The organism is Runella salmonicolor (assembly GCF_024158025.1).
Taxonomy (GTDB): Bacteria; Bacteroidota; Bacteroidia; order Cytophagales; family Spirosomataceae; genus Runella; species Runella salmonicolor.
The window spans coordinates 1-18,480 of record NZ_JAMZEL010000020.1 but is presented as its reverse complement, the minus strand read 5'-3'; the positions used below and the strand labels follow the sequence as shown (position 1 = coordinate 18,480).

General features: G+C 41.6%; 18 protein-coding genes. 5 read left to right on the top strand and 13 right to left on the bottom strand.

The features are described 5' to 3' along the window. Position 1: 1 nt before the first annotated feature. Both NCI00_RS27630 and NCI00_RS27625 read right to left on the bottom strand, forming a co-directional pair. Entirely contained in the window at positions 2 to 853 is an 852-nt protein-coding gene (locus tag NCI00_RS27630; RefSeq protein WP_253532970.1) for a hypothetical protein, read from the bottom strand. Between the two features lie 16 nt (positions 854 to 869). After that, positions 870 to 2,174: a caspase family protein gene (locus tag NCI00_RS27625; protein WP_253532967.1), complete on the bottom strand. Its 1,305-nt coding sequence runs from the start codon at positions 2,172 to 2,174 to the stop codon at positions 870 to 872. Between the two features lie 526 nt (positions 2,175 to 2,700). On the opposite strand from NCI00_RS27625, the gene NCI00_RS27620 reads away from it, so the two are divergent. From NCI00_RS27620 to NCI00_RS27610, 3 genes are all read left to right on the top strand, one after another. Next, entirely contained in the window at positions 2,701 to 3,372 is a 672-nt protein-coding gene (locus NCI00_RS27620; protein ID WP_253532965.1) for a response regulator transcription factor, read from the top strand. Positions 3,373 to 3,395: 23 nt separating this feature from the next. Beyond that, on the top strand, positions 3,396 to 5,246 hold the full coding sequence (locus tag NCI00_RS27615) for a sensor histidine kinase (protein ID WP_253532963.1): 1,851 nt from the start codon (positions 3,396 to 3,398) through the stop codon (positions 5,244 to 5,246). A gap of 64 nt (positions 5,247 to 5,310) precedes the next feature. Next, positions 5,311 to 5,637, top strand: coding sequence for a LytR/AlgR family response regulator transcription factor (locus NCI00_RS27610; protein ID WP_253532961.1), 327 nt, complete (start codon positions 5,311 to 5,313; stop codon positions 5,635 to 5,637). A gap of 100 nt (positions 5,638 to 5,737) precedes the next feature. On the opposite strand, the gene NCI00_RS27605 is transcribed toward NCI00_RS27610, so the two are convergent. The 11 genes from NCI00_RS27605 to NCI00_RS27555 all read right to left on the bottom strand — a co-directional run bounded on the left by NCI00_RS27605 (position 5,738) and on the right by NCI00_RS27555 (position 15,411). Further along, complete coding sequence (locus tag NCI00_RS27605; protein WP_253532959.1) at positions 5,738 to 6,346, bottom strand: hypothetical protein; 609 nt, start codon at positions 6,344 to 6,346, stop codon at positions 5,738 to 5,740. A gap of 62 nt (positions 6,347 to 6,408) precedes the next feature. After that, the gene (locus NCI00_RS27600) at positions 6,409 to 7,122 is read right to left on the bottom strand and encodes a methyltransferase family protein (RefSeq protein WP_253532957.1); all 714 of its coding nucleotides are present in this window, start codon (positions 7,120 to 7,122) and stop codon (positions 6,409 to 6,411) included. 207 nt (positions 7,123 to 7,329) lie between these two features. After that, positions 7,330 to 8,181 (bottom strand): FlgO family outer membrane protein, encoded by an 852-nt coding sequence (locus tag NCI00_RS27595; protein ID WP_253532954.1) that lies wholly within the window; start codon positions 8,179 to 8,181, stop codon positions 7,330 to 7,332. Positions 8,182 to 8,251: 70 nt separating this feature from the next. Further along, a complete protein-coding gene (locus NCI00_RS27590; RefSeq protein ID WP_253532952.1) occupies positions 8,252 to 9,868 on the bottom strand; it encodes an ISL3 family transposase in 1,617 nt (538 codons plus the stop codon). After that, complete coding sequence (locus tag NCI00_RS27585; protein WP_253532950.1) at positions 9,819 to 10,253, bottom strand: hypothetical protein; 435 nt, start codon at positions 10,251 to 10,253, stop codon at positions 9,819 to 9,821. The genes NCI00_RS27590 and NCI00_RS27585 overlap by 50 nt, the downstream gene beginning before the upstream one ends. Positions 10,254 to 10,322: 69 nt before the next feature. Further along, positions 10,323 to 10,715 carry a FlgO family outer membrane protein gene (locus NCI00_RS27580; protein ID WP_253532948.1) on the bottom strand — a complete coding sequence of 131 codons (393 nt, stop codon included), beginning with the start codon at positions 10,713 to 10,715 and terminating at the stop codon, positions 10,323 to 10,325. A gap of 4 nt (positions 10,716 to 10,719) precedes the next feature. Next, positions 10,720 to 11,613: a FlgO family outer membrane protein gene (locus NCI00_RS27575; RefSeq protein ID WP_253532946.1), complete on the bottom strand. Its 894-nt coding sequence runs from the start codon at positions 11,611 to 11,613 to the stop codon at positions 10,720 to 10,722. Continuing rightward, positions 11,610 to 12,572: a FlgO family outer membrane protein gene (locus NCI00_RS27570; RefSeq protein WP_253532943.1), complete on the bottom strand. Its 963-nt coding sequence runs from the start codon at positions 12,570 to 12,572 to the stop codon at positions 11,610 to 11,612. The genes NCI00_RS27575 and NCI00_RS27570 overlap by 4 nt, the downstream gene beginning before the upstream one ends. Positions 12,573 to 12,585: 13 nt before the next feature. Next, positions 12,586 to 13,521, bottom strand: coding sequence for a FlgO family outer membrane protein (locus NCI00_RS27565; protein WP_253532941.1), 936 nt, complete (start codon positions 13,519 to 13,521; stop codon positions 12,586 to 12,588). Between the two features lie 194 nt (positions 13,522 to 13,715). After that, a complete protein-coding gene (locus NCI00_RS27560; protein WP_253532939.1) occupies positions 13,716 to 14,963 on the bottom strand; it encodes a caspase family protein in 1,248 nt (415 codons plus the stop codon). Positions 14,964 to 15,048: 85 nt separating this feature from the next. Continuing rightward, positions 15,049 to 15,411: a hypothetical protein gene (locus tag NCI00_RS27555; RefSeq protein ID WP_253532937.1), complete on the bottom strand. Its 363-nt coding sequence runs from the start codon at positions 15,409 to 15,411 to the stop codon at positions 15,049 to 15,051. 141 nt (positions 15,412 to 15,552) lie between these two features. Between NCI00_RS27555 and NCI00_RS27550 the strand changes: the two genes are divergently transcribed. Continuing rightward, positions 15,553 to 16,932, top strand: a complete 1,380-nt coding sequence (locus NCI00_RS27550; protein ID WP_253532935.1) for a type IV secretory system conjugative DNA transfer family protein — start codon at positions 15,553 to 15,555, stop codon at positions 16,930 to 16,932. Positions 16,933 to 17,004: 72 nt separating this feature from the next. Further along, positions 17,005 to 18,414: a hypothetical protein gene (locus NCI00_RS27545; protein ID WP_253532934.1), complete on the top strand. Its 1,410-nt coding sequence runs from the start codon at positions 17,005 to 17,007 to the stop codon at positions 18,412 to 18,414. Positions 18,415 to 18,480: the final 66 nt, after the last annotated feature.

The following is an 18,480-nucleotide window of genomic DNA, read 5'->3' as shown; positions in this document are numbered from 1 at the left end:
GTTATTTTTGTGGGTGGAGTGAATAAGAAAGCATGAGTCCGCCATGGTTGGCGGCATAATAGGGCAGGAGCTTTAAGTTATTCGTGGAGGCAGTTCGGATTCGTTTATTTTTATGATGATTAGCATCGTATAGATTTATGATATAAACACTCACGGCAGCTACTCCGCAAGCCACTATCCCCAAACGCCAATTACTCTCATAGCGTTGATATTTATCTCGTTGATATTTGATTGATGGAAAACCTGCAGCTATGTCACGATTTTCGTTGGCTTTAATTAAGCAATAACTTGCTCCGCCAGCACTCAAGATTAAACCGCCCCAAATAGCTGCAAAACGGCCATATTCTATTTTATACATTTGACCTCCTCCTGGGAAGATAGAATAGGCCAATGCTTTTTTAAGGGATACCAATTTAGCCTTTGGCAATGATACCCACAGATAGTAGCGGTAAAAGGTTTGCCCATTAGCTTGTTTCCATTGTTCCCAGTAAAAATCTTTGGGATTATAGCCCTCTGTACTAATGTCTTTGCATTTAGTATGCATAATTGAGTAATATTGTCCTTCTATTTCAAAGGTTTCTCCTTTCTGCTTTTGGGTAGTCTTATTGATTTCGTCCAACGAAATCGTACATTTTTGTTTTTTGAAAGTATCTATTATCACATCCTTGGCTGCTATTTCTTTGGCTTCGATGAGGTTATTTGCTTGGCCTATTCCATAAAAATAATATTCGTCCACCGCTGTTTGTGGCTGGCCTACCCAAGAGGGTTTTGTATTACGAGAACTATTGAGTAATTGGTCTTGGGCTTGGAGATAGCTACTACCTACCAGCCACAGAAAGATGAGCCGTTTCATTGGGGTAAAGTGGGTTTTATGGTTTGGAAAAATAGGATTGGATTCGGGTCAATTCATCTCTATAAGTTTTTTCAAATCCTGCGGCATCATATTTGAGTTTTTTGCTAAGTCCTTTAGGTAGTTTTTCGTCAAATTTGGCTACCACATCTTTGGCCAACACTTCCAACCCTACCCAGCAAGTGTAGGTATTGTTTGGGTTCATTAGGCATTTTTGGCACTTTACCGCCATATTCGCCATTTCCATCGTCGTGGTGATGCTACTTACCTCAGTGTTGAGTTCTTTCCATTCGGTCTTATCATTATTATCGTTTTGCATAAAATACCGCTCCGCTACCAAGTCAAGGGTTGAACGTAAATTTCGGGCGATGTTGGCTTGAGCATTGTTGCGGGCAATGTTAAGGGCAATACCCTGTTGCGGGCTTTTACCTTCGCCTGCTGCTCGTAAAACCACATCTGTCTGACCCATTTCCCAATCAGCACAAGGCATTTCTACTTCTCGTGGTGGGTTATTGTGGGTAGTAAATGCCGCTTGTCCATTAAGGAAAAGGTCGCTAAACAATTCATCATTGCGTTTGGGGTCTTGCTTGTTCTGGCTTCTTTGTAAAACCCCCACCCGTACTAAATCATAAATTCCCCTAATACCCAGATTGATATTAGGGAGATGTTTGAGTAGTTCGGACGTAAATAGACTGTTGTTTTTGTCGTAAGTATTATCATTGGCAGTATCGCCCTCGCCCGTGGCAAAGCCCACAAAATAGCCTAGCGGATTGTATAGAGGCGTTACTACCCCTGTGTTTAGTTGTAAGTTCTTACCGCATTTGTTAAGGTCGGGCATATTGCGGCAGGCATCCAGCAAAAAGATGGCATTGCGGGTATTACGGGCCAAAATTTGATTAATGATGTAACTGAGTCGCAGTTGTCCGTAAAGTTGGTCTTTGTTGATCTCGCATATATTGACATCTATCGGTAGCAACCACGACTCATTGGTTTTTCCAATCCCGTGCATACTAACATACACTACTGCAGTATCGGTCGGCTGCAAAGTTTCATAAAATGCCTGTAGCTCCTCAATCATCTGTACTCGATTGCGGTTTTTGTGGCAGGTGGTTTGGAATTTCAGCTTCGTCAAAACTACATTCATGCTATCCACATCGCGCTCGCAATTATGCAGCTTAGGCTGGGTTTTGTATAAATTATTCCCTATCAAAATCGCTTTGCGATAAGGATTAAGAGGTTTAAGCGGCTGTTTACCCAAGGTTTTGTCTTGGGCAATAGCCCCATTTGCCACAAGGATTAAGAGAGATATTAAGATTTTTTTCATGGTACTGCAGCGGGTTTGAGGATAAATTAAATGGCGTTCTAAGGGTGTATTCGTAAAAAAGAGGAGGTTATCATCATCTAAGCCTGATTTTTTGAGGTATTTTTTTGAAAACGTTGAATATCAAAGCATAAGATTATTAGATATGCATGGATATGTTAATAGTAATTATATGAATTAGATATTTTTGTTTTAACTTTTCATTGTCTTGTATATAGTTGTTGTAACAACTATATTAATTTTTATCATCTAGTTATTTTGTTTTTTAGCCTTTTTATAAAGAGATTATTTAGCATATTTGATTTTTAAAGAATTTTTGATGCGTTTTTTGATAAAATCCTCATTTTATGTAACAAGAAGGGAAAGTACTTTCAACGCTTATAGCGACTCACAATTGAAACGCCTCTTCTTTATAACAACACAAACCTATCACCTTCAAATTTAAGAATCCACCCCTGTAAATGGGGGTGGAATAGCACAAATCCATCCGTTACCTTTGCTCAACACATGAAAAAAAACAGTACTTGCCATGAAGAATGTTACACCTCTTAGACTATTTATCGCCGAAGACCACAAACTCCTCTTGCAGGGGTATGAACAGTTGTTGTCGGCAGCCGAAGACCTCGCAATTGTTGCGACTGCTACCAATTATTACGACATCATTCACAAGCTCAAAATACATACTTGTGATGTACTTTTACTGGATTTGAATATGCCCCTGACTTACAACAATCAACATGCCCGCTTATCAGGGCTGGATGTATTAGAGTTTATCAAAAAAGTCAAATTGCCAATCCGTCCGTTAATTACCTCCACCCACCGCGACTACGATATCATTAAACGTGCTGTTGCGTTCGGGGCTAAAGGCTATTTGTTCAAAAGCATTGATGTAGATGAATTACTTATCGCCATTCGGGCCGTTGGAAGCGGTCGTACTTATTTTCAAGAAGAAGTGGGGGCTATCCTCAAATCAAAGCAAGAAGATGAGGGGCGATTAGTAGGTGAAGGCATTAAGGTGAGTACTCGGGAGAAAGAAATTCTTATGTTGTTATCACAAGGGCTTACAGGAGACGAAATTGCGAGCGAACTAAGCCTCTCAAAATATACCGTAGAAGAATATCGGGCAATTTTGCTTAAAAAATTCAAAGCCAAAAATGCCACTCACCTTGTCAAAATCGCCCATGACCATAAGTTTCTATAACGTAACTTAATCTTCCTAACTCAATGTTTCGCTCTATTGCCTTCTTGTTGGCCCTAATTTCATTTTATCATCTTCGTGCCCAACGCCTTGTTAAAATAACTGAACAAACTCAACAAGTATCGCTTGCGGGACACTTGGCTTATGAGGTTGATTATCAGAAAAATCAACGATTTGAGCAAATTATAAAAATATTTAAGCCACAACCCGTTATTCACAACCACCCCAATTTTGGAAATTCGCCCCACCCCCATTGGGTACGATTTGGGGTTCACTACACAGGTATGAATCCCAAGCGATTATCGCTTATCACAAAGGGTATAGATAGTTTGGAGGTATATGTCACTGACTCGCGTTTCCATGCTTTGAAATCTTATCGAACAGGCAGTCATTATCCAATGAGACAACGCGAAATTAGCAGTGCATTTTTGACTACTTCGTTTGAGGTCTTGCCCGATTCAATCTACTGGATTTGGACAAAGATGCACAATGTTCATTATCGTTTAGCAGCTTCTCCTTTTATACTATATAGCCAAGAAGCAGGGCGTACTTACATCTCTATTCAACAATTCTATCATAGTATCTACATCGGTAGTATGGCTTTATTTTTGTTATTGGGTGTTGCTTTGGCTTACTTCTTTAGAGAAAAAATCTATTGGTACTACCTCGGCTGCATTGTATGTGCCTTGTGCATCATGCTCATTTACAACGACTATGGTTATTTATTTTTTGAGCGATTACCTATTTTTATCCTAAACAAAAATGCACTTGGGGTACTGAGTGCCACTGTCCCTGTCTTTTATTTACTTTTTGCGGAGCAATTTTTAGAAGTATCTCGCCAAGTATTTCTCAAAACCTATCAGATAAGTCGAATCGTCATCATTTTGCAATACAGTTGTATGGCAGTGCTGATGTTTTTTCAACAAACCCTCTTTGAATACAAACCCCTTTTTTACGTATTCATGGGTATCCTGAGCACCATTAATTTAGTGTATTTATTGGCGAAGTGGCCGTCCCCAGCCGCTAAGCTCTTTGTTGGTGCCACTTTACCCGTGACCATTACCGTACTTATTGAAACTTTCTCCGATGTACATCAGTGGCCAGTGCAACACATTCACAATGCTTATTATTTTACTACTCTTATAGAATTGCTTGTTTTAACTGGCGGTATTGTCTATCGGTTTAAAAAAAATGAAGAGGCAAAATTTAGACTCGAAGAGGCGAAATATAAGCTCGAAGAGGAAAAGTATAGACTTGAAAATGAAATTCTAAAAATCGAATTTAATACTCAACGTCGCGAACGTAACCAAATAGCCGACGAAATGCACAATGAATTAGGGTCACTTTTAGCGGCCAGCAAATTTCAGGTGGGGGTGTTGGCAAAAGAGTACCCCGAAACAAAATGGGAAGATATAAAAGAACAATTAAGTGAAGCTTATCTGCGTATCAGGGATATTTCCTATCAACTTCGTACCAACGATGATGATACGTTGCAGTCTGTATTAATCAATAAATATAAACGAATTAATATAGTTGATTTTAGCTTTGATAACCTCCAAAGTGTTCGATTTGACCCATTTATTGAAGCTCAACTATCGGGTATTATTTCGGAACTTATTACCAATGCCCTAAAACACGCCCAATGCAGTAGCATTATGGTCCAAATAAGTTATGACCAACCGCAACTTAGTATTCTCATCGAAGACGACGGTAGGGGCTTTGACCTAAAAACCTCCCTCAAACAAAATAAGAAAAGCGGTTTAACCAATATTGAAAAGCAAATAACACAAAATATGAAAGGACAGTTTACAATAGATAGTGGCCCTCGCGGCACTACAATCATTATTAAAGTAAATTTATTGCCACACCCCCTGTAATTGGGGGTATGAATCACGTTGAGTAGTTGCTTCTTTTGTCAAAGAAATCAAACCCTTTGCCCTAATGAAACAACTACCCCAACATCTTGTCTATATTACGCCACGTACTTGTCTGCTAACCTTCGATGTAATATACTTAGAAAGCAATCGTAACTACACTTTTGTCTATTTCACGAACGGTAAACGTATGTTGCTTTCCAAAACCATGAGTGTAATCTTTGCGGCCTTACCATCAGGACAATTTTTGCGTATTAGCCGTACTCACGTAATCAATCTTCACTATTTCAGAGGCATCAATCACACCAATGAAACTCCTGTCGCTCTAGTAGGAAAGGGCCTTCAACTGCCCGTAAGCCGTAGAAGGTTGAAGATATTGAATTTTTCTGCCTAACCAATCATTGGCGTCCAGTAACCGCTGTTTATGATGACCTGTAATTGCACTCGTATAGACGGCGTGGTGTTTAGTCCACGCCCCGTCTATACGAGTGTAATTATATCTCTACCACAATATCTTCTGATGCCAAATGCTTAAAGGCAACAATTGTACTCTCTGTCGAGGCCCAAAAAGATACGATTTCGTTACCTTTGTACCTTTTGACAATCAATGCTTTTGCTGCGTTCGTCTCTTCTATATACGTTTCAAAAAGCACTGACTCAACACCCGTATTTTTGATAATACGTTTCATAGTAGGCTTGACAGTAGCTACCCATCCAGCCAAACCTTCTTTTTTGAGATAGGCCGCTACAGCCAGCATGATAGCACGAGTTACTAAGCCCTTTGGGGCATCTTCTAACTGCGCCAAACGGCCTACTTCTACCGACTCTCGTAATGGCAAATGCACTCCATCTTGACGAATTGTAGCCCCAAAAAGATACTCAGTAGGAAAAAAAATATCGTGCGGGTACATCAAACTTGCCGTACCCAAAAGCCGCCCTGTCTCGTTTTTTACAAGTAATACAACTGAGCGAAAATCCAAAGGAAAAATCTTTTTCAACTTCTTTAAATCCACCCCGAAGGCCGATAAATAAATTTGATAAAGCAAAGCAAATGCCTGCCGACGCTGCGCGACGGTTGAGGCCACAGAAACGGTGACTTTCATGGCTAAAAAATAAATTAAGTTAGAAAATAAGTAGGGTAAAGTGGGGATACGCCCCCACTATTTTAAAAAATGAAGGGTATCAATTTCCAAGTTCGTTTTTGGTACTGGCGATACTCATCCTCAAAATACGCCAGTAGAGTAGCTTCCTCGTGTTTGATGCGGTAACCGTAGGCCAAGCCCAACGTCACGACCGAAATGGCTACTCCCCACCAAGCCGATAGCATAATGCCGATGCCAAGCCCAACCAAGATGGCCCCAGTATAGCTTCCGTGGCGGATGTAACGGTAAATACCCGTTTGAATAAGCTCGTGGCCCCCCTTGATAGTGACAGTATTGTCAAAGTTAGGACCCAATTCGTAGATAGCCAAAGTACGTACCCAAAGCCCCAGTGCGATGAGGCCAAGCCCCGAGAGAGTTGAAGCATCGAATACCCAACTGTGGTTAGTGTGAAAATATGCCCACTCCACCATGATGGAGGCTTGGCTAATGGTAGTAGCTGCGATGATTCCCCACATTGAGTTTTTGTCAGAACGCGATTTAGTTTGCGCAGGATCGGTGGCAGGCTGAATCAAAAACAACAAGCCACACGCCCACATTGCAATAACCACCGAAGGCGCATACAAAAGTGTAAGCTTGCCAAGTAATGGCAAGATATAGTAAAGAAGCAGGGCGATAAGAAGCCCCCCCACTTTCTGAGGGGCTTCTTGAAGGAGTTTTTGGAAGAATAGTTGCCAGTTAGCAGCAGTAGTAGGGACGGGTGTGTGGTTTGTTCTCATAGCTGAATAGATGTTTGTAATTGGTTTACATACATCTATTCGAGGCTATGCGTGGAACATCATCATAGTAACAAAAACATAGTGCTTTTTTTTGCAAAGTAAAATTTACGCATCTTAGGTTTTATTTCGTAAACACCTGATTATAAACCCTGCAAGGTTCTAAAAGAAGTTCGTCTATTTTCAATATCATAAATACAGGTGTGCATCTTATTCATAAACAAGATTATATACTTTACAGGGCTCTATTATTTCTTTAAGGGACTTTACATGGCTCCCTTGAATGTAAACATCGACTCGGACGGTATCATGATCACCACTTACACTAAATCCCATCTCACTCCAACATTTAAAATTATTGGGGTGAACATAAAGTTTTTCGCCAGCATAACCATAAAGTTGATTACTTAATTGGGGTTGAACTTCAATAGCATTCTTTGATTTATTTGTTACACACAAAACACAACTGGGCTTAAATTGACAATCTTTCTGTGGTTTTGGTAGTTTGGCATCACTTGTAGTATTATCATCATTCAGAGTCGAGATTACATTATTCACCGTTTCGCTCAGTAACCGATTGATGTCGGCGGTGCGGGTAATATTGCCCGCAACCGATCGCAGTATTACGCCCCGTTGTAAGTCCAAAATTTTAATATTGACCCGTACGCTTTCTCCAAAAGGTGTGATGGTGCCATAAACAAGGGCTTCGATACCCGCCAACTTTCCCAATTTCAAGGCATTGGTAGGGTCTGTCAGGCCTGTTGTCGATATTTTGTTTTCTCGAATTAGGATATTGATACGGCTGCGGTCTATGACCTCAAAGCCTTGTCCAACTTCGGGCAGGGAGGTGTTGAACTCTTCACTGATAAATTGCCCCAGTTTCGTAACAGCCCCGTCAGCATCGGTAAAATCAGCGACGGCGAGGCGTTTTTTGCCCGTTTCGCCAATTTTTTTGCTTAACTCCTGCGTGATACCCTTGATTTGAGCTTCGTATTGGGCGTGGGTTTTGGAAGCATAAAGCAGACTTCCAACAAGGCAGAAAAACAAAATAGACTTATTCATGATTAGATGGTTATTTAATAGTTAGCGGATTAGTGCGACATTTGTAAAATGGCGTGAAAATGGTTCATCGTCACATTTGGTGAAAGTCGGGGATCCCCATCAGGATGACTCTTTTGCGGAGTAGTTCAAAACTTGCCCTTCCATACATTTGACGCTTGATATTTTTGAGCCGATTTACTTGTCCTTCGACCTGACCATTGCTCCATTCGGAGGTGAATGCTTGGAAAATGGCTTTAAAATCCTGTTTAACTCCTCTGACAAATCCTTTCAGCGATTCTACTCCGGAATCAAGCGCTTTATTACACCAATCCCGGAGTTGATCCCCTTGCTTTGCCTTCATGAGTTGCCTGAATTCTAAAGCAATTTCTCTAACGACTTTGATGAGCGGGTTTTCTTCCAAAAGTTTCCTTAAAAATTCAATGGGCATGTAATCTTGCCAATCACTCTGATACATCCCTAACCAAATACTCAGTTGTTTGGAAGAATAGTAAGTTGCTTTTACTGACTCCGGCAGTGGTTCTAAGACGGATTTGGGATAATTTCTTACCGCGTTATAGACTGTAGCTTGAGAATAGGTGAATCCTTGATCGTTAATTTCTTCATACAACGCTTTGGCCGACTGCTGCCCTTGCTGCCAACGCTGTTGCAGATAGGTCTCAAAGTCAAGAATATTACTTCGTTTATGAGAAGTTTTAGGAATAAATTCTATCCGATTCCAATATTTTGCCACCGTGCTGCGAGACATTTTTAAAGTAATTGCTATCTTTCTAATACTGTACCCTTTGGATTGTAACTCTTTAACTTTTAGAAAGTTATCATAGTATTTTCCAGCAAAAACAGCTCTTTGTGGAAGAGTTTCAGCCTTATCAGGAATTATCTGTTCATTGGCGGATTTTTGCTGCTGTTGGCTTAGCCTGAGCGCCGTTTCTTTAATTTCTCCCCGTTGGGTATCTAAAAATCGCTCAAGCGTTTCCGAGAGATTTTTCAGAATATGCCATCGGTCGGCAATCTGTTCTGCCTGTGGACAGGCTTCTGTAATGGCAGCGGCATACGTATTTGAGCGATCCCTGCTGACAATTTCAATGCTTGGGTGTTCTAAAAGCCAGGCAGATAAGGTCTTGGCTTCTCGATCAGGCAATAAATCAATCACTCGGTGCTTTTCCAAATCGACGATGATGGTTCCATACTTGCGCCCTTTTTTAAACGCCCAATCATCAACGCCAATGATTTTAGGTGCAGTTATAGAAGGTATATTACATTTTTTGATAAGCCTCAGAACAGTAGAAGCACTTAGTTTAACGGAGAAAGAGTGGGCTTGGCGGGTAGAAGAATTACCCCCTGATTCCAGTCCTATACCGGTGAGTACTTGATTCAAACGGTCAAATCGGCGGGCATAACTTGCTAAACCCGCAACAAATCTTTCAGTGAATATCTTGCGCGGGCAGTCGGCATTTTTACAAAAATATTTCCTAACCTGAAGCTCTAATCGAACTCTTCGGCCACCGGCGGGTAAATCATGGATGATTCGATGGTAGCAGCTATGGATTTTGTGGCTAAGCTTTCCACAAACAGGACAGCAGGTAGAAGAGGCTGTACTTATTACCTGCAAATCAATGCGGTCGGGGTAAAGTTCGTAATTAAGTAATTCTAAGTCGAGGTTGGAAGGCAAAAGGAAGGGAGAGTCCATTCTTCAAAATTACAACCCAAACCCCGACTTTCACCAAATGTGACGATGAACCACTTTCATTGGAATTTACACATTCTTCCACAAAAATAGAGTAGCTCTCAGGATTTTCTTTTTTTGCAATATTTCGATACAAATTAGCCCTGTAAGAAAATAAGCCATCTCTTGTGTAGAGTCCTTGAGCAAGATGCTGGTTTCCTGCTCTAACAACGATGCTCAATTCCCCCACCACTGGGTCACGCCATTCAAGCAATACATCTTTTTGGGTTTTGTTGATAAAGAGGATATCACCTTTATGATTTTTTGCACAGTTTTTATCTTTGCTCTGGGTCGACTTAGGGTCGGGGTCAAATGAACAAGTTACGTCATAATTTGTACTTTCGCTCACCTCACTCAATAGCTTGTTGATTTCGAAGGTGCGGGGGATGTTGCCTACTACAGATCCCAGTGTTACGCCTTATTGCAAATCTAAAATCTTGATATTAACCCGTACAATCTCCTCAAATGGCGTAATTGTACCATCAATTAAGGCCTCTATACCTGTGAGTTTACCCAATTTTGGAACTTTCTTTTCTTGGAGTAACTCATTGACACTTTTACGCTCGATTACTTCAAAGTCTTGCCCAATTTGGGATAGGGCCGAGTTGAACTCCTCTCTAAGAAACCACCCCAGTTTCGTAACAGCTCCATCAGCATCGGTAAAATCGGCGACGGCGAGGCGTTTTTTGCCCGTTTTACCAATTTTTTTGCTCAATTCCTGCGTAATGCCCTTGATTTGCGCTTCGTATTGAGTATGGGCAACTTGGGTGAAAAAGAGGAATAAATACAAAAAAGCAAAAGGCGTTTTCATTCGTCTATTTGTTAAAGGTGATTAATTTGACTTCACAGGCACGGACATTAACTACTTCTTGCTTGACCCTTGCCTCGTTTTGAAAAAAGCTAACAGTAAACTTAAAATAGTCGTTATTTGTACCAATCCATACGTTTTGCCAACACTTTGTTTCACTGGTATAGATAAGTAAATCACGATGGTCTTGGTCACCCCCTATGTATCCTCTTTTTACTTCAATTGGTAAACTTGAATTATTCTTGGCGCATATTACGCAAGTATTTTTGGTAATACAGTCTGCTGAGGGTTTGGGTAATTTAGTATCTGTGGGGAGCTTTGTTCCAGTAGAAGTAGTCGGAGCATCAGAGTCAATAGAGGATACTTCGCTCAACAATTTATTAATCTCGGAAGTACGTGCCACTATCCCCTCTGCAATAGCAATCCGCAAACCCCGTTCGAGGTCAATAGCCTTAACGGTGATGTCCACAGAGTTGTCCAAAGCAGTATAGTTTCCTATAATAATTACCTCAGCGCCTGTAATTTTTCCCAAAGTAGGAATCGTTTTAGGGTCAAGAATACGATCCGCACCGAGTTTATTGTCGAGTAGGAGCTGTGCCAATTGGCTGCGGTCTGTGATTTCTAATGACGAAGAGGCCAGACCAATGCTGAACTTATCGGACATATAGCGACCGAGGTCGGTTTCTTGGTTTTTGAGGTCAAGAAACGATGCACTAACCACTCTTTTTTTTCCTTTGGCCTCTATCTGTTTGGCCAAATCATTGGCAATTTGTCGTAATTGAGAACGAAAGTCCTGAGCACGGGTGTTTAAACTGATGGCACATAAAAGCGTAATGATGAGCGTAGTTTTTCTCATAATATCAAATTTTGAAGGTTGTAATTTTCGAAAACGGCGTTTCATTTGGGGCTTATTCCGTTTGAAGATACTATCGGTACATTTAGACACCGTATCCCTTGGTCTTTTAATTCGAATACCTGAAGATTTTTAATGGAGCTGTCATCCACCTCAAATTTAATGGTGGCATTGACCTTACCCCCAAAAATAGAATTGTATTCTGTCACGTTTCCATACATACTCCAATTTCCTGAGTTCCCTATATCAATTCTGTTGGCACTGTATTGTTTTCCGCCATCGGTAATGATATAAGTCTCTCTACTGTTATACCCAAATTTTGCATCACTTCGGTCTTCACGGTTATTAGAAACAACAAAGTGACAGACCAGTGATTTACTATTCAATACACACTCTTTCATCGAAAATAAAGCACCCGCTGTGTTCTGACCCGTACAATTTGTTTTCTCTGGTGCAGGTTTTCCTGGTGCTTTCTCCATCGTAGTTCTATCGCTGGTGCCGAATTCTATACAGGATAACATCTCTTTTAAGCCATTCGTTAAAGAAAAACTGCTTTTTGCATAACCAAACACCGCCAAAGTAGGTAACTTGACAATGCTGATGGAAATACGTATGTCTTCACCCAAGGTCGTAATCGTTCCATAGACCAGCGCATCAATACCTGATACCTGCCCCAATTTGGCGGCATCATTTTTGGCTTCTAATAATCCTTGTGCCGTAAGCTTGTTTTGGACGAGCAAGGCCTCAAGTAATTTTTGATTGACTACAGTAATGCTGCGCCCTGATACTGAAAGATTTCCGGTAAGTTCTTCAGCCAGAAACTTACCAAATTCGGTTGAGCAACCTTTGTAATCCAGCGTAGTGACGGCCACTTTTTTGCTGCCATTCTTCACCATTTGCTCGGCTATTTCATTGGCAAGCGTCTTGATTTTGTCGTCCATTTGCTGGGCGTGAATCGTTGAGAATACGGTCTGCAAGAAAAAAGTGTAAAACAGTAAGTTTTTCATTTTATGAATTAGTTTAGTAACGTTTTTTATTCAAAAAAAGATTGTCGGTTGTAATTGATTGATTTTTTACCTTGCAGGCCTCTACCTCTACGTTCATTTTTCCATATAATCGTTTGCTTTCATCTTGTTCAGATGTATGGAAATAAAATGTTGCACTTACTACCTTAATGTCTCGTGATTTTACTCCCACTCTCAAAATTGGAGTGCAACCTTGTTTACCTGTCCCAACAAGGGTATTGGGTTTCCTGTCTTTAGTATATGCACCTACAATTTCATATAAAATCAATCGTTGTTTCGTTCTATTTTCAAAACATACTTGGCCCAGATAAAATGCTTTATCATTACAAAGTTCGTTCGAGGGTGTTGGTCTTTGTTCGTTCGAGGGTGTTAATCCTTGTTCAACTAAATTTTCACTTTCCGGTTGAGAAATATTGAGTTGAGGAACAATTGTCTCCTGCATTTTATCCAACTGAACCGTTCGTAAGATTTTTGTCTTTGCACTCGCTATGGCTTCTGCTCCCTGTACATCCAATGCCAACAATTCAATTGCAAATTCCCGATTACTTAAAGTAGTTACAGTACCAACAATAATTACTTCCATATTAGCAGCTTTTCCTATTTTGAGTGAGTTATTCGGATCTAATAATCCTTTAGCAGTAAGTTTATTTTCAGTAAGTAACTGTGATAAACGTTGACGATTGATAACTCTTAATTTTTGCTGTACCAAAGTTCCTTGAAAATTGTCAGCAAAATATTTCCCCAGTTCAGTGACATAGCTTTGAGGATCAGTAAATTCCGCTACACCAACACGGCTCTTTCCAGCAGCTCGTAATTGCTTGGCAAGGTCTTGTGCCATCTTTTCCATTTTGGTATCAATGTCGCTTTCTTGGGCGAGTGCAGGCTGCACAAGGGTGCAGCCCAACAGGAGGAATAGAAGGATTCGTTTCATTTGGGTATATTAAGTTTGGTTTAATTCATTGATTTGGGACTCCTATTAGTGTTTTTAGGCCACACAGCCTATGGCAAAAACGTATTTTGTCATGCCGAGGTACGACGGGGCCGCCTTTGCGGGCATCTATATCAGTTTCCTATCGGCCACAAACCGTTCCTGTCGTCAAGGTCACAAAAGTGTAGCTATGTGTTTTATCTTTTCAGATTAATCGTTTGATTTTTAAGATGTTCCATCGCCCGTTCGATGGAGTTTTGAATAGCGATATTCTTCTGATGATCGGTACCACCTTCGGAGAGTTCTATTTCATCCAGCAGGTCTTGTCCTTTTTTGAAAGTGAGTGTCAGGCGCGTGTCGGCCTTGATGAGGTTGAAACCCGCCACGGGGTTGGGGCTGGTTTCGGTTTGCCGCCGCACGGTGCATACAATCTCGTCGGCAGCCAATCCCTTGCTGTTGGTTTGGAGGCGGATGTCGTGGTCAGGGTATTCAGCTTTTAATTGTTCATGTACTTTGAGTTGTTGTTGGGTCATTTTTGCCAACCCCATGTCCACCTCGCTGCTGTTGGGCTTATAGGCCACCACCGAAATCACTTTTTGGATGGGAGCGGCTGGGGAAGGAGATGCTTCGGACTTCGTTCTGACAAATACATAATCTTCTACCAAATCGTCCCAGCGTTTGGGGTCTTGGGTTTGGCCACTGCGCAGGTACGTTCCTTGCTTGGCTAAGTCAAGAACCTGACGAATACCGATGTTGGGAGTGGGCAGGTATTTGATGAGTTCCGCCGTGAAGAGGCTATTATTCTTATCAAAATTACTATCGTCGGCAGTATTGCCTTCGGTAGTAGCAAAAGCGATGAGAAGACCACGGTACTTTTCAGTAGGTTTACTAAGGCCCTGCACCGCGCCTGTGATGGCTGCCCCACTGCAATGCGTCAGTTTGCCCAAGTCGCGGCAGGCATCCAGGAAAATAAAATTATGTTTGATTTGTTTTTTGAGTAAATCCTCAATCCAACTATTGAGCGAAACCGCCTCGTAAGATTGGAGTTGCTCCACACAGCCGATGCTTGTATCGGTAGGCAGCAGATAATTTACTCCGTTTACCCCCAAGCCATGCCCCGAAAAATACACCCAAGCCACTTCGGGTTTCACGTGGTCGAGTTGTTTCAAAAAATCAGAATAGACTTGTTGGGTTTCACTCAGGCTACAATTCTTGTAGGCGAATACCTTAAACCCTAAACCTTCAAGCACTTTTTGGAGCGCGTCCACGTCTCGCTCGGGGTTTTTGAGCGGGTGAACATTCGTGTAGTTGTTATTACCGATGAGAAAGGCTACTCGTTTAGTGGCAGACGAGAGTGCTGCAACCCCCATGGTCTTTTGGGCTTGTATAATAGACGCCGTACAGAGCCAAAATAGGCACATAAACATTTTGAAATAGCGAATCATATCAAGGTGGATTTAAAAAGGTGTAAGATAAAAACAACAGGTTGAAACTAAGAAATAAAAAAGGCAAAACTTATCGAATGAACTATCAACGTGTCCCTTTTGGAGCAGGTACCCAGCGTTCAGTCCACTGCTTGGTGTCGGTTGTCACCATTACCGCCAAACTGCCGTCGGGCTGCTTCACGGCGGTATAAGCCCCCTGTGCGCTACGTTTGCGGTGGGGCATTAACTTGGCCCAAAGCCCTTTGAGGGTGGTTGGATCTGTAAACCGCACAAAACCCTCGGCGTTGCGCGGCGACAACACATAATAATCTTGCTCTTGGTAGTGGGTAATGACCACGGGCTTATGACGCTGGTTGTTGACCCAATAATATCCTTCGATGTTTTGGGCGTAAGCCCACGATGATGAGGTTCCAAAAAAAATCACGAATACTACAAGGTTTGTTTTCATGGCTATTGAGTTTTAAGTGGTTTTATGAGGTAATCGAAAAACGTCTCTCAACATCATCATTTTTGATAAAAAAATATTTTTTCACCAAAAACGATGAGAAAGGAGAAATAGAATCGAATACAATAATAAACGCAAGCAGCTATGACTTCACTAACTTCTCAAGGCCCTCTATTGGGCTATCACCTCGGCGAAATCTTAGGACAAGCCCAAGGACAAATTCAAACGCGACCGATTGGGTTTGGCAATCGCAATGAAAGCCCTAATAAGTCAGTACGCGAGACATCGGAAGGGTCCCTCCCTTTACTTCATGCCCCTGCCGAAGGTCACGGCATGGTCATAGCGGGGACAGGCTCTGGCAAAGGGCGCTCAGTCGCAATTCCGATGCTGCTTACAAACAATAATCCCGCAATCGTTTTGGACATAAAAGGCGAATTACATGCAGTAACGGCTGAACGCCGAAAACAAATGGGACATGCTGTTTATTGCCTTGATTTCGCTAACCTCATTTCCAAAAAAGGACATCGTTTCAATTTCTTCGATTTGTTTAAGTACTGTACCCACAATGAATTTATAGATGCACAGGCGCAACTGTTAGCAGATATGATGTCTTTTTCAAGTTCTGGATTCAGTGAAAAATTTTGGGACTCCCAAGGCTTAAGTCTAAATGCCGCCATACTAGCCTGTTTGATAGTAACTGAAGACCCGAAAGACTGGACGCTACGTAATTATCTCCGCAAACTCTTTGCCGACGATTTGAAGTATTCATTGGCGGTGATGCTGGATACGGTAGGTAAAAAAATCCCAACGATGGCATACCAAGACATTGCAGCATTTCTACAACTCCCTGATGTAACATCTGGTGGAGTATCTGCTACTGCTCAAAGCTACGTAAAAGCCCTCATGGCCGAGCCTGTATTATCAGCAACCGATAGCTCTGACTTTTCATTGGAAGACATTCGCGAGGGTAAACCGATGACCGTCTATATCGTATTCCCCCCCGAGTACCTTTCTTCTCACGGTGCATTGTTGCGTGTTTGGATTGGGGCTATGCTCAAAGCCATTACCAGCCGCACTTCTATTCCTGAAAAACGCACTATTTTTTTGCTGGATGAAGCCGCGCAATTAGGCACCTTCAACTATCTACAAACCATCATTACTCTTTGCCGAGGCTATGGGGTCAGTTGTTATACATTTTGGCAAGATCTACAACAGCTCAAGGCACGGTATAGCGACTGGCAAACGCTGGTTAATAATTGTTCAACGTTGCAGTTCTTTGGTTGTAAAAATCACTTAGTGGCCAAAGGAGTCGAGGAAATCACAGGGATCCCTGCCCAGCGCATTGCCGCTCTGCCTGACGACCAACAATTGGTAGTGATGAATGGAAAGAATATTCTTTCAAAACGCTTCGATTACCTAAAAGATGAGCTTTTCAAGGGCATGTACCAGCCCAATCCCTACTATGAACGTCAGCAGGGCAACGTCAAAATTAATGATTTACAGCAACTTGGAACTTTGTTCTAAAAAAAACATCCAAACCGATGATGTTCCCTCTCTTTTACCGAATACCTATTAAACACTAAACATAAAAACGCCATGAAAAAAACATCATTCATTACCATCCTGCTTACTGCGCTGTTTGTAGCAAGTCTCTTTACCTTAGAGGGCTGTAAATCTAAAGATGTTATTCCCTCTTCTATTGACCCCGCTACCCAGCCAACAGAGTTTACGGATGCACTGGGGCTGTCAGGAAAAATAAAAAAAGGCCCAATGCCATTGGGGAAACAGGATGCGACTTTCCGTATCGAAAAAGCACAAGCCAGTGCTTCAATTACCAATGACAACTCACTCTTTGTACCATTTGTATATGCCATTAAACCTTCGCAAAAATTGAAGGGCTTTTATGTACAAATCAAAGGATCTGCTTCCTATTGGGATATTCCTTACGTCATCAAACCTGCCCGGATGGGGGCTGTCAATGAAAACCCCGAAAAGAATGGCTTTGTACTTGACGTAGGCATTCCCAAACATATCCTCAACGGAAAATTTGAGTTATTGTATCAAATCTACGACGATAAAGGCAATGTGAGTGCCCCCGCAAGCATGAAAGGGGAATTGGTATCCTCGGTAGATTACTGTGCCAATGGTGGTATGACACTTGGGCGCGTTTCGGGTCAAGATGGTATTACGGTGCGGTCTTTCGAACTTGGAGACAAACCTGGTTGGGTAACAATAAAATACGATACTTACACAGTTAAAGACCGAATTGACATCAAATATGCTGGCGAATGGGTACGGAGTACAGGCCCATTATTGGCCAAAAACCAAACTCCTCCTATTGGTCAATGTAACAACGTTGCGCCTGCGCAAGGGTTTGTGGGGAAAGCTGGTGAATTTACCATTTATTATGACCCTAAAAAAGGGAAAAAGTTGGATATCTATGTTTCAGGTTGCTTGGATGGTGGAACTCAATGGGTTGTTGAAATAACAGACTGCCCATCTGAACGTGTACTTTTAGGAGTTCATTCGAGTGAACCCGCCAACAACTGTAGTTTGGATTGCAATAATTTTGGCCACGCTTGGATAAGCCTTACTGACAATGGTAAAACTACTTACTATGGGTTATGGCCTGATTGGAGTTCGGATATAAAAAAACTGGGGCTTAGCAATGGTGCTTCCAGTGACCTTAGAAGAAATGTCGAAAACGGGTCAGGAGACGAGACACGCTACTACTTGTTGGATAAAACCCAACTAGCAAGATTGGATCAATTTGTAAATAGGTATTTTGAATATGATTTGACTACCTACAATTGTTCCTCCTTCGCCGCTGAGGCAGTTGCTATTACAGTAGGAGAACGTCTCAATATAATTAATGATTATGGTACTCCTACCCCATGCTCACTAAGTAAATCCATAAACCTTTTGAATAAAACTAAACCTACAGAAGTGAATTATAGTCCGATTGGAATCAAATTTAGCAGTTTTAATCGAGCGTTCTGTAAATAACCATTTGTATACAGCCAGCCAAGATTACGCTTGGCTGGCTATTTTTAAACGCTCTTTCCCCCAATT